The sequence below is a fragment of the uncultured Aquabacterium sp. genome (assembly GCF_913773725.1).
In the GTDB taxonomy this organism is placed as follows: domain Bacteria; phylum Pseudomonadota; class Gammaproteobacteria; order Burkholderiales; family Burkholderiaceae_C; genus Aquabacterium.
Genome location: NZ_CAJYGK010000006.1, coordinates 1 through 11135, shown reverse-complemented (window position 1 = coordinate 11135; position 11135 = coordinate 1). Strand labels below are relative to the sequence as shown.

The 11135-nt window shown below is 67.2% G+C and carries 8 protein-coding genes and 1 pseudogene; 2 read left to right on the top strand and 7 right to left on the bottom strand.

Annotation, left to right across the window (positions count from 1 at the left end):
- The 7 genes and pseudogenes from QZ709_RS00325 to ccsA form a co-directional block, all read right to left on the bottom strand.
- A pseudogene (locus QZ709_RS00325) lies at positions 1–232 on the bottom strand (ribonucleotide-diphosphate reductase subunit beta); the annotation flags it as partial.
- Between the two features lie 328 nt (positions 233–560).
- Positions 561–3419 carry a ribonucleoside-diphosphate reductase subunit alpha gene (locus tag QZ709_RS00320; RefSeq protein ID WP_294635436.1) on the bottom strand — a complete coding sequence of 953 codons (2859 nt, stop codon included), beginning with the start codon at positions 3417–3419 and terminating at the stop codon, positions 561–563.
- A gap of 342 nt (positions 3420–3761) precedes the next feature.
- A complete protein-coding gene (ampD, locus tag QZ709_RS00315; RefSeq protein ID WP_294635435.1) occupies positions 3762–4346 on the bottom strand; it encodes a 1,6-anhydro-N-acetylmuramyl-L-alanine amidase AmpD in 585 nt (194 codons plus the stop codon).
- Complete coding sequence (locus QZ709_RS00310) at positions 4333–5874, bottom strand: sigma-54 dependent transcriptional regulator (RefSeq protein ID WP_294635434.1); 1542 nt, start codon at positions 5872–5874, stop codon at positions 4333–4335. The genes ampD and QZ709_RS00310 overlap by 14 nt, the downstream gene beginning before the upstream one ends.
- Positions 5871–7703 carry an ATP-binding protein gene (locus QZ709_RS00305; RefSeq protein WP_294635433.1) on the bottom strand — a complete coding sequence of 611 codons (1833 nt, stop codon included), beginning with the start codon at positions 7701–7703 and terminating at the stop codon, positions 5871–5873. The genes QZ709_RS00310 and QZ709_RS00305 overlap by 4 nt, the downstream gene beginning before the upstream one ends.
- 10 nt (positions 7704–7713) lie before the next feature.
- Positions 7714–7980 (bottom strand): PP0621 family protein, encoded by a 267-nt coding sequence (locus QZ709_RS00300; protein ID WP_294635432.1) that lies wholly within the window; start codon positions 7978–7980, stop codon positions 7714–7716.
- A 5-nt stretch (positions 7981–7985) separates the two neighbouring features.
- On the bottom strand, positions 7986–8831 hold the full coding sequence (gene ccsA / locus QZ709_RS00295; RefSeq protein WP_294635431.1) for a cytochrome c biogenesis protein CcsA: 846 nt from the start codon (positions 8829–8831) through the stop codon (positions 7986–7988).
- 32 nt (positions 8832–8863) lie between these two features.
- Here ccsA and ffh point away from each other — a divergent pair, with 32 nt between their 5' ends.
- Both ffh and QZ709_RS00285 read left to right on the top strand, forming a co-directional pair.
- On the top strand, positions 8864–10246 hold the full coding sequence (gene ffh, locus QZ709_RS00290; RefSeq protein ID WP_294635430.1) for a signal recognition particle protein: 1383 nt from the start codon (positions 8864–8866) through the stop codon (positions 10244–10246).
- A gap of 178 nt (positions 10247–10424) precedes the next feature.
- Positions 10425–11135 (top strand): DUF2726 domain-containing protein (locus tag QZ709_RS00285; RefSeq protein ID WP_294635429.1); only part of this gene is annotated, 711 nt, incomplete at its 3' end.

Here is an 11135-nt window from a genome sequence, read left to right as displayed (position 1 = left end):
GCACCAGCTGGTTGACGTCGGTCTGACCGTTGATGATGCGCTTGTCGGCCACGTTCACGCGGCGCGTCGAGGTGGCCTGAACGGAGTTGGCGGGGGTGTGCACAGGGGCTGCGCCAACCGCCGACGGTGCGGTGTTCCGTGCGGCGCTGGGCGCAGAGGCGGGCAGCGATTGGGGCACAGAACCAGCAGGGTTCGAAGAGGCGTTGGAGGAGTCGTCTTCCCAGACCAGCATGGTGAACATCCTATGGAGTCGGATTATGGAAGGGTGTTGTGAAAAACACCAAGCACTTCTTGACATCGGGCGCTCAAGCTTGTTGCTGCCGAGCATCGAAAACAAGGGTGTCAGATCAAGAAGGCATTGAAAGGCGGTGCATCGAAAACCCTGACGGGATCAGGTCAAGCGGCGATCAAAGGCCACGGGGCTCATTGTGTGAGCCAGTATCGGCACCGTGAGGCAGCAGCCGGAGGCGAGCGTCGATGCACATCGGAGACAGACAAGGCCTCGATCGCGGTATCGCGTCCGAGGCCTTGCTCATCACCGCGCTCGCCGCGGCGGGGCCTTACTGGCAGGCCTCGCAGTCAGGGTTGTCGATCGAGCAGAACTTGATGTCGGTCGCCGGTTCGGCGGCCAGAACGGGCTCGGGCGACACCGCGGCTTGCGGCGCAGCAGCCTGGAAGCCACCGCCCACGTTGCTCGACACGGCGTTGAGCTGGCTGCGGGTCACGGTCGACTTCTCGGCGTGCGTGGCACCCACGGTGCGGAGGTAGTAGGTGGTCTTCAGGCCGCGCAGCCAGGCCAGCTTGTAGGTCTCGTCCAGCTTCTTGCCGGAGGCGCCGGCCATGTAGATGTTCAGCGACTGGGCCTGGTCGATCCACTTCTGGCGACGCGAGGCGGCTTCCACCAGCCACACCGGTTCGACCTCGAACGCCGTGGCGTACAGGTTCTTGAGCTCCTCGGGCACACGGTCGATGCGGCGCAGCGAGCCGTCGAAATGCTTGAGGTCCATCACCATCACGTCGTCCCACAGGCCGAGCTTCTTCAGGTCGCGCACCAGGTACTCGTTGACCACGGTGAACTCGCCCGACAGGTTGGACTTGACCGACAGGTTGCCGAAGCAGGGCTCGATCGAGGCGTCCACGCCGACGATGTTGGAGATGGTGGCCGTCGGGGCGATGGCCACGCAGTTGGAGTTGCGCATGCCGTACTGGGCGATGCGGGCACGCAGGGCGTCCCAGTCCATCGTGGTCGACGTGTCGACTTCGACGTAGCCGCCACGCTGTTCGGCCAGCAGCTTCAGCGAATCGATCGGCAGGATGCCGCGATCCCACAGCGAGCCGCGGTAGCTGCTGTAGCGGCCGCGTTCTTCGGCCAGCTCGGTCGAAGCCCAGTAGGCGTAGTAGCAGACGGCTTCCATCGAGCGGTCGGCAAATTCGATCGCCTCCTGGCTGGCGTACGGGGTGCGCAGCTGGTACAGCGCATCCTGGAACGCCATGATGCCCATGCCGACCGGGCGGTGGCGCAGGTTCGAATCACGGGCCTTCTTGACGGCGTAGTAGTTGATGTCGATGACGTTGTCGAGCATGCGCATGGCGGTGCGCACGGTCTTCTTGAGCTTGTCGTGGTCGATGCCGCCGTCCTTGATGTGCTGCGACAGGTTCACGGAGCCCAGGTTGCACACGGCGATCTCGCCGCCGTTGGTGTTCAGCGTGATCTCGGTGCACAGGTTGGACGAGTGCACCACGCCGACGTGCTGTTGCGGCGAGCGGATGTTGCAGGGATCCTTGAACGTGATCCAGGGGTGGCCGGTCTCGAACAGCATCGAGAGCATCTTGCGCCACAGGTCGACGGCCTTGATGCGCTTGAAGGGCTTGATCTCGCCGCGGTCGGCCTTGGCTTCATAGGCGGTGTAGGCCTGTTCGAACTCGATGCCGAATTTGTCGTGCAGGTCGATGCAGGTCGAGGGCGAGAACAGCGTCCAGTCGCCGCCTTCCATCACGCGGCGCATGAACAGGTCAGGAATCCAGTTCGCCGTGTTCATGTCGTGCGTACGGCGGCGGTCGTCGCCGGTGTTCTTGCGCAGTTCCAGGAACTCTTCGATGTCCAGGTGCCACGACTCGAGGTAGGCGCAGACAGCGCCCTTGCGCTTGCCGCCCTGGTTCACGGCCACGGCCGTGTCGTTGACCACCTTCAGGAAGGGGACCACGCCTTGGGACTTGCCGTTGGTGCCCTTGATGTGCGAGCCCAGGGCGCGCACCGGGGTCCAGTCGTTGCCCAGGCCGCCGGCGAACTTCGACAGCAGGGCGTTCTCCTTGATGGCTTCGTAGATGCCGTCGAGGTCGTCGGGCACCGTCGTCAGGTAGCACGACGACAGCTGCGAGCGGCGGGTGCCGGAGTTGAACAGGGTCGGCGTGGACGACATGAAGTCGAACGACGACAGCAGTTCATAGAACTCGATGGCGCGGGCTTCGCGGTCGATTTCGTTCAGCGCCAGGCCCATGGCGACACGCATGAAGAAAGCCTGGGGCATTTCGATGCGGGCGCCCTGCACGTGCAGGAAGTAGCGGTCGTACAGCGTCTGCAGGCCGAGGTAGTCGAAGTTCAGGTCACGCTCGTGTTTGAGCGCGGCGCCCAGGCGGGCCAGGTCGAACTGGGCCAGCTTCTCGTCCAGCAGCTCGGCTTCGATGCCCTTCTTGATGAAGGTGGGGAAGTAGTCGGCATAGCGCTCGGCCATCTCGGCGTGCGTCACCTCTTCGCCCAGGATTTCGCGGCGGATGGTGTGCATCAGCAGGCGGGCCGTGGCGCGGGTGTAGGCCGGGTCGTGCTCGATGCGGGTGCGGGCGGCCAGGATGGCGGCCTTGTAGACCTCGTCCATCGAGACGCCGTCGTACAGGTTGCGCTGGGTTTCGGCCAGGATCGGGCCGGGCTGGACGTCGGCGCCCAGGCCTTCGCACGAGGATTCGATCAGGGCCTGCAGGCGGGGCAGGTCGAGCGGCACGCGTTGGCCGCGGTCGATGACGTGCAGCGTGGGCAGGGCGGCGGCCTGTTGCTCGGCGGCCTGCTTGGCGCGCTCCTGCGAACGGCGCTCGCGGTACAGCACGTAGGCACGGGCGATCTCGTGGTGGCCACCGCGCATCAGGGCCAGCTCGACCTGGTCCTGGATGTCTTCGATGTGGAAGGTGCCGCCGTTCGGACGCGAGCGCAGCAGGCCGCGCACCACGGCTTCGGTCAGGCTGTCGACGGTTTCGCGCACCGAGGCCGACGCGGCGCCCTGGGTGCCGTGCACGGCCAGGAAGGCCTTCATCATGGCCACGGCGATCTTGCTGGGCTCGAAGGCCACGACCGCACCATTGCGTCGGATGATCTGGTAGTTGGCGTAGGCCGACTGACGCGGCTCGGCCGCATCGGGGGCGCCGCCCATGTAGGCAGATGAGGTGGACGACAAGGTGCTGGGCGTGGACGTTTGCATGTGTTTCCCTTCCGGAGATCAAGGTCGGCAACGGGTGCGCGGCCTTGCGAAATCTGACGCTTTCGGTTAGAGGCGCCTTCTGCGGGCGGACACTAGATCTGGTGTTTTTTGGTGCTCTGGGCACTACCAGTAGTGTTTCGGGGGCTGACTATACCGCTTTTTTCGAGCCCGCCAAGGCCTTCCGGGAAAACCGGGTGGGCGTGTCCGCGCCCCCATGTTCGACGTCACCTGCACGGGCGCGCGCAAGCGCTTGTCACGCCTGACTTTGGCCGTTTTCCCGGGTCAAAAAGGGTGTCAGCCGGCCGCCACGTGGGTCGGGAAACGCACCCGTTCACCCCACCCCATGCGGGCCCGCATGGTGGCCCAGTCGAAGGCGCTGCCGGGGTCCCGTTTGCGGCCTGGGGCCACATGCTCATGCCCTGTCACCCCGGCCAGGGGCCACTGGGCGTCGATGCGGGCGAGCAGATCGACGAGGGCGTCGTACTGCGGGCGGTCGAAGGGGTGATCCTCCAGCCCTTCCAGCTCGATGCCGATCGCATAGTCGTTGCAGTTGTCGCGGCCGCACCAACTGGAACGGCCTGCGTGCCAGGCGCGATCGAGCACCGACACGAATTGCTGGATCCGGCCGTCGCGCCGGATCACGAAGTGGGCCGAGACCTCCAGCCCTCGGATCTGCTCGAAATAGGGGTGGGCAGTCCACTCCAGCGTGTTCGTGAACAGCCGCTCGATCTCATCGCCCCCGTACTCGCCCGGCGGGAGGCTGATCGAGTGGATGACGGCCAGGTCGATGCGGGCGCCCTCGGGGCGCGGGCCGAAGTTCGGCGACGGAATGTGGGCGATGCCCTCCAGCCAGCCGTTGCGCCAGTCAGTCCGGGTCATGTTCGGGATCGAAACGTTCGCCCAGCACGATGCCGTGGTCGCTCACCTGCACGCCGAGGCGCGCCATGCGGTAGCGCATCTGGCGCAGCGACAGGCCGAGGCTCTGTCCGGCCGCCGTGCGATTGAGCCGGTGTCTTTCCAGAGCGCGAACCAGGATGTCCCGTTCGACCTGATCGAGATGGGCCACCAGGTCGTGGGGCAGCGGAGTTGGGGCATCCGTGGCGGGGCGGGACTCAGGCGCGGCTTGCGGGGATGGGGCCGGGGGTTGGGCGGGCTCATCGCTGCTCTGCGCGGCAGGTGCTGCGACGGTGTCGGGCGCCAGGCCGAGGTCATCGGCCTCGATGGTGCTGCTGCCCCCCAAGGCCATGGCACGGTGCAGCAGGTTTTCAAGTTCCCGTACGTTGCCCGGGAAGGGGTGAGCCTGCAATGCGGCCAGCGCTGAGGGGGCGAGCTGCGGAACGGGGGCAACGCCGGCCTCGCGGGCCAGGCGCTCCAGCAGGCCGGCGCACAGGCCCGGCAGGTCCTCGCGGCGTTCACGCAGTGCGGGCAGCCGGATCTGGATGACGTTGAGCCGGTAGAACAGATCCTGCCGGAAGCGACCGGCCTGGACTTCGACAGCCAGGTCCTTGTGGGTCGCACTCAGCAGCCGCACGTCCACGGGCGTTTCGGCGGTGGCCCCCACCGGCCGCACGGCGCGTTCCTGGATGGCTCGGAGCAGCTTGGACTGCATGGGCAGCGGCAGATCCCCCAGCTCGTCGAGGAACAGGGTGCCGCCCGCCGCGGCCTGAAAGAAGCCTTCGCGGTCATCGGCCGCCCCTGTGAATGCCCCCTTCCGATAGCCGAAGAACTCGGCCTCGAGCAGGTGTTCCGGGATGGCGCCGCAGTTCACGGCAATGAAGGGGCCGCGCGCGCGGTTGCTGGTGTCGTGGATCGCGCGTGCCACGAGTTCCTTGCCGGTGCCCGACTCTCCGGTGATCAGCACGGGCGCCATGCTGCGCGAGACCTTGTCGATCAGGACGCGTACCTGCTGCAGTCCGTTGTCGCAGCCGATCAGACGGTGCAGGGCCGGGCTGTCTCCCGCGGTGACCGGACTACCCGGCCCGTTGCCTCGACCCGCGTGAGTGGGCGTGGCAGGTGAGGCTGCGGGGGCGCCATGCAGGCCCACCACGCCGGCCACCACACTGCGGAATTGCTTGAGGTCGACCGGCTTGGTCAGGTAGTCGTAGGCTCCGGCCTTGAGGGCAGAGACGGCGTTCTCGGCCGAGCCGTAGGCGGTGATGACAATGGCCCGCTCGTGTCGCCCGGTGCGTTCGAGGTGCTGCAGCAGGTCCAGTCCCGTGCCGTCGGGCAGCCGCATGTCGGTGATCACGGCGCTGTAACGTTGATCGGCGAGGTGCTGCAGTGCCTGACCCACGCTGTCAGCGGTCTCGACGTCGTAGCCTTCCCGCAGCAGTGTCAGCTCGTAGAGGGTGCGCAGGTCCGGCTCGTCGTCGACGACCAGAAGGCGGTGGGCGGATGCAGTGCTCATGCGGGGCGGGCAGGCTGAGCTGGGGGCTCGATGGGCAGCGTCAGATAGAACTCGTTGCGGTGTCGCACACTGACCGGGTGCTGGCGGTAGTCGATGGTGGCGCCATGGCGTTCGCACAATTCGCGGCAAATATACAGGCCGAGCCCGGTACCGCGGCTGCGCGTGGAAAAGAAGGGCTCGAACAGGGCGCGTTCGGTATCCGGCGTGATCGGGTCACCGTCGCTCAGTACCGACAGAAGCAGCAGGCCCTGAGCACTGTGGGCGCCCGGCACCCAACCGACCTGCACGAGGATCGCCCCCGGCTCGCCAGACTGATGCCGCAACGCGTTGTCCAGCAGGTTGACCAGCACCCGTTGCAGGTGTTCGGGCTCGAAGCGAACCTTGAGATGGGGGAAGGTCGGGGCCTGGCGCGTGGCCTGCACGTTGATGTCCAGGATGCCGTGCTCTCCCGGCACCAGACCTGCGGTGCTGCGCCACTCGTTGCAGATGGCCACGATGTGCTCGAGCGGGTCAATGGCAGGTGCGGGAGGGCGTACACCTGGTGCCACGGCCAGGATGTCATCGACGATGAGCTTCAGCCGGGTCACATTGTCGGCCACCATCTGCGTCAGGCGTTTCTGCGTCGGGGTGGCTGCGTCTTCGGCCATCAGGGCGTTGGCTTGTGAGATCGCAGCCAGCGGGTTGCGCACTTCGTGTGCGATTCCCGCAGACATCCGGCCCATGGCCGCCAGCTTGTCCTGACGCTGCCGCGCCCGTACCGTGCGCAGGTCCTCCAGAAAAAGCACGCAGACGTCTTCCTGCGTCCGCCCGCCGCGTCCCCGAATGAAGCGCATGCGCAGGCGCAGGGCGCGCTCGCTCCGGTCGTCGAAATGCAGCGTCACCTCCTGGGCGACCTCGGCCTGGCTGGAGTTCGACATGGCTTGTTCGATCGCCCCGATCAGGGCGCGCCAGGCCGGCACACCGGACAAGGGAAAAGGTGGCTGTGGTGCCATGCCCCGTGCGGACAGCAGCCGCCGCGCGGACGGGTTGGCCGTGCGAACGCGGCCACGGCGGTCGACCACCAGCACGCCTTCGCTCATCTCGTCGATCACGAGCTTGTTGAGCTGGGCCTGGCGCCGCGCCGCCTCCATGTTGCCCCGGGCGCTGCGCTCTTCGCGCGCCAGCCTGGCAGACAGTTCGCTGGCCAGGCCAGCGATCAGGAACAGGCCCAGCCCATTGAGCCCGGCCTGTGTCATCAACGCGGCCATGTCGTCGCCCCGGGCTCCCTGCAGCCACGCCACGGCCAGCAGGTTCAAGGTGGCGGCGGCCGCCACACCCAGGGCCACGATGCGAGGCAGCAGCACCGCGGCCATCAGCACGGGCAAAACCAGCAGGGCTTGCGCATTCACCCCGCTGCCCGTGATGTGGTGCAAGATGGCGAACAAGGTGAGGTCTACCCCGACGGTGCCCAGCGCCTGTCGGGTGCCCAGTCGTTCGCGCTGCCGATGGTGGCCGGGCCACAGCCAGGCGACCACGGTCAGAGTGGCATAGCCGGCCCCCAGCACGGACACCCAGGTGGGGATGCGGCCGCCCGTGCTCCAGAGGGTGGCCAGCAGAAGCAGGGCCAGCATGCCCAGAACCAGTCTGGCGACCAGGAAAGCCTGGTAGATGCGCTCGAAGGTCGGCCGAACGGCACGGGCCTCTGCGGGCATGCTGTGGGTGCCTTCCCGAGGTGGCACCCGCCGTCCCTCTTCTGCATCCAAGTCGCCGAACCAGGAGGTCTCGCGGGCGAAGGGCAGGCGGCTCGAGGTCAGCGTGCTGTCCGAGGGGCTCGGTGTGTCATCCGGCATGCGCGTACGGTCAGACCGCCCCGGGGCCGCTGCGCGCGTGCTCGACGCAGCAATACGGACGTCCCGCCGCATCGCGCTGAGCGTCGGACTCCGGCAGGTGGACGCCGCAATGGGCGCATCGCACCATCATGGGTTGTGCACCCGTGCCGGACGCCGGAGCCGGTGGCGCGGCCTTCGGGCCCTCGCCGCGTCCCGTCGGCCTGTGCCCCAGGGCACGCTTCAGGGCAGGAATGACGATCAGCCAGACGAGCAGACCGATCAGCAGGTACTTGAACATGGCGATCAGGCGGCGCGGTGAAGCACCACCTCCATCACGAAGCGGGAGCCCACATAGGCCAGCAGCAGCAGCAGGGAGCCGGCGACCAACCAGCGGATCGCCTGACTGCCACGCCAGCCGAAGCGGACTCGACCGATCAGCAGGGTGGCAAAAACCAGCCACGACAGAACGGAGAAGACCGTCTTGTGATCCCATCGCCACGGGTTGGCGAATGCCGCTCCCAGCAGCAGGGTCAACGTGAGCATCACGAAGCCGGCGGCCACGAAGCGCAGTGTGAGGGACTCGAGACGCAGCAAGGGCATGCCCAGCGCCTGGCCGATCGGGCGAGGCGAGGGCAACTGGCCGCTGACGGGGCGCGTCCGCATCTGGCGTTCGGCGTGCTGAAGCAGGCCGGCGTGCAGCAGGGCGGTGCCGAACAGCCCATAGGATGCAAAGCCCAGCAGCCAGTGCAGAGGGGCCCAGGGCGAGGCGCCGATCGGGTGGGGCTGGCCGGGGAACAGCCAGGCCAGGGCCACAGCCGTCGCGCTCAGCACGGCCAGCGTCCGGCGCACGGCCACGAGGTCGATGCGCCGGCTTTCGATGGCGTAGACGGCGAGCACCAGCCACACCGTGACGGACAGGGCCGGTGCGAATCCGAATCGGGCGCCGGATTCTGCGCCGCCCAGCACCAGGGCGTCCAGCACGATGGCCACAGCCTGGGCCAACCAACCCAGGCCGAGCGCCAGCCAGACCGGTCGGCCGGCATGTGCACGGGCTGTCTCCGGACGTTGAGGCCACAGCGTGGCCGCCAGATAAGCCAGCACTGCCAGACCACTGGGCCAGGCGGTGGAAAGGGTGGGCGATAAAATCATGTGTCGAGTTTAAAAGCACACGCAGCTCTTTCATGGCATCCAACCTCACAGAACGCCTGAGTCGCCTGGTCAAGACCATGCGCGGCCAGTCCCGCATCACCGAATCCAACGTGCAGGACATGTTGCGTGAGGTGCGCATGGCGCTGCTCGAGGCCGACGTGGCCCTGCCGGTGGTGCGCGACTTCATCGCCCGCGTCAAGGACAAGGCCATGGGGCAGGAGGTCGTCTCCTCCCTCACGCCGGGGCAGGTGCTGGTCAGCATCGTGCAGAAGGAGCTGGCGGCCACGATGGGCGAGGGCATCTCGGACATCAACCTGGCCACCCAGCCGCCGGCCATCATCCTGATGGCCGGTCTGCAAGGCGCCGGCAAGACCACCACCACCGCCAAGCTCGCCAAGCTGCTGATCGAAAAGCGCAAGAAAAAGGTGCTGACGGTGTCGGCGGACATCTACCGCCCCGCCGCCATCGAGCAGCTCAAGACCGTCACGGCGCAGGCCGGCGCAGAGTGGTTCCCCTCCGACCCCAGTCAGAAGCCCCGCGACATCGCGCTGGCCGCCATTGACCACGCGAAGCGCCATTACTTCGACGTGCTGCTGTTCGACACCGCCGGTCGCCTGGCCATCGACGAGGTGCTGATGGCCGAGATCAAGGAGCTGCATGCACTCCTGAATCCGGTCGAAACCCTGTTCGTGGTCGATGCCATGCAGGGCCAGGACGCCGTCAACACCGCCAAGGCCTTCAAGGAAGCGCTGCCCCTGACGGGCGTGGTGCTGACCAAGCTGGACGGCGACTCGCGCGGTGGTGCGGCCCTGTCCGTGCGTCAGGTCACGGGCGTGCCGATCAAGTTCGCGGGCGTGTCCGAGAAGATCGATGGCCTGGAGGTGTTCGACGCCGACCGCCACGCCGGCCGCGTGCTGGGCATGGGCGACATCGTCGCCCTGGTGGAAGAAGTCCAGAAGGGCGTCGACGTCGCGGCGGCCCAGAAGCTGGCCGAGAAGGTCAAGTCGGGGGCCGACTTCGACTTCAACGACTTCCTCTCGCAGATCAGCCAGATGAAGAAGATGGGTGGGCTGTCCGGGCTCATCGACAAGCTGCCGACCGAGATCGCGGCCAAGGCCGGGCAGGCCGACATGGACAAGGCCGAGCGCGACGTGCGCCGCATGGAGGGCATCATCAGCGCGATGACGGCCAAGGAGCGCAGCCAACCCGCGCTGCTGATGGACGGCAAGACCAAGGCCAGCCGCAAGCGCCGCATCGCCCAGGGGGCGGGCGTCCAGATTCAGGACGTCAACCGTCTGCTGAACCAGTTCGAGCAGATGCAGACCATGATGAAGAAGATGAAGGGCGGCGGCTTGTTCAAGATGATGAAGCGCATGGGCGGCATGAAGGGCCTGCCCGGCATGGGCGGTCGCTGACACAGCTTGTGACCTTGCCGCGCGGCAGTCGGCCCGTCGGCGGCAGGGCGCGTGTTAGCGTGTGTGACATCCGTAGCGGTGCGCTAACCGACCCTACATCAGGGGCCTGGACAGCCGAAATGCGGAAACGGTCCGGATCCGCCATCCGGTACATGCCTGTACAGGAAGATCCCCATCCATGATGGACATGCCTTCGATCTGGCCAGCCCTGGCCGCTGGCGTTCTGGCGCCAGGCGGGCTGGCCGCAGCGTGGTGGTGGAGACGAGCGCGCCTGGCCGCGTCGGGCGGTCGCAGCGGACGTGTTCACACCAAAGCGCATCGCGGTGCGCGCAAGCCGGCCGATGCCGACGCGGACCTCGACACCCTGCAAGGATGGGAGCCGGTGGCCACGCGGGTGCTCACCAGTGGCCAGCGTGACGCCTGGCATGTGCTGCGCAAGGCCTTGCCCGACCACATGGTTCTGGCGCAACTGCCGCTTGCGCGCTTCATCAAGGTGCCGACCCGCAACTCCTACAGCGAGTGGTTGCGCAGGGTGGGATCGCAGTGCGCCGACCTGGTCGTGTGCGACATGGCGTCACAGGTGGTGGCCGTGGTCGAGGTGCGCCCACCCCTGTCGCGCGAAAGCGATCGGACTCGGCAGCGGCACGAGCGCATGGACCGTGTGCTGGCGGCAGCGCGGATTCCGGTGCATGTCTGGCTGGAAGGGGCGCTGCCCGGCCCGGCGGTCGCCCGGGAAGCCATCCTCGGCGCCGCGATCAGCACGTCCGGCCGGTCCGGCTACCAGGATCTGAATGTCGCACGGCGAACTGCCGAAGCCGCCGGGGTCGTGGCCGCCCTCCAGCATGGGGCGCTGGCTGACTCGGATCTGCATGACGCCCGCGGCGTGCAG

Excerpts from the sequence above, each read along its gene's own strand:
- ampD (WP_294635435.1), bottom strand. The coding sequence starts at position 4,346 with ATGACCCGGACTGACTGGCGCAACGGCTGGCTGGAGGGCATCGCCCAC.
- QZ709_RS00320 (WP_294635436.1), bottom strand. The coding sequence starts at position 3,419 with ATGGGCGGCGCCCCCGATGCGGCCGAGCCGCGTCAGTCGGCCTACGCC.
- QZ709_RS00305 (WP_294635433.1), bottom strand. The coding sequence starts at position 7,703 with ATGCCGGATGACACACCGAGCCCCTCGGACAGCACGCTGACCTCGAGC.
- QZ709_RS00310 (WP_294635434.1), bottom strand. The coding sequence starts at position 5,874 with ATGAGCACTGCATCCGCCCACCGCCTTCTGGTCGTCGACGACGAGCCG.
- ffh (WP_294635430.1), top strand. The coding sequence starts at position 8,864 with ATGGCATCCAACCTCACAGAACGCCTGAGTCGCCTGGTCAAGACCATG.
- ccsA (WP_294635431.1), bottom strand. The coding sequence starts at position 8,831 with ATGATTTTATCGCCCACCCTTTCCACCGCCTGGCCCAGTGGTCTGGCA.
- QZ709_RS00300 (WP_294635432.1), bottom strand. The coding sequence starts at position 7,980 with ATGTTCAAGTACCTGCTGATCGGTCTGCTCGTCTGGCTGATCGTCATT.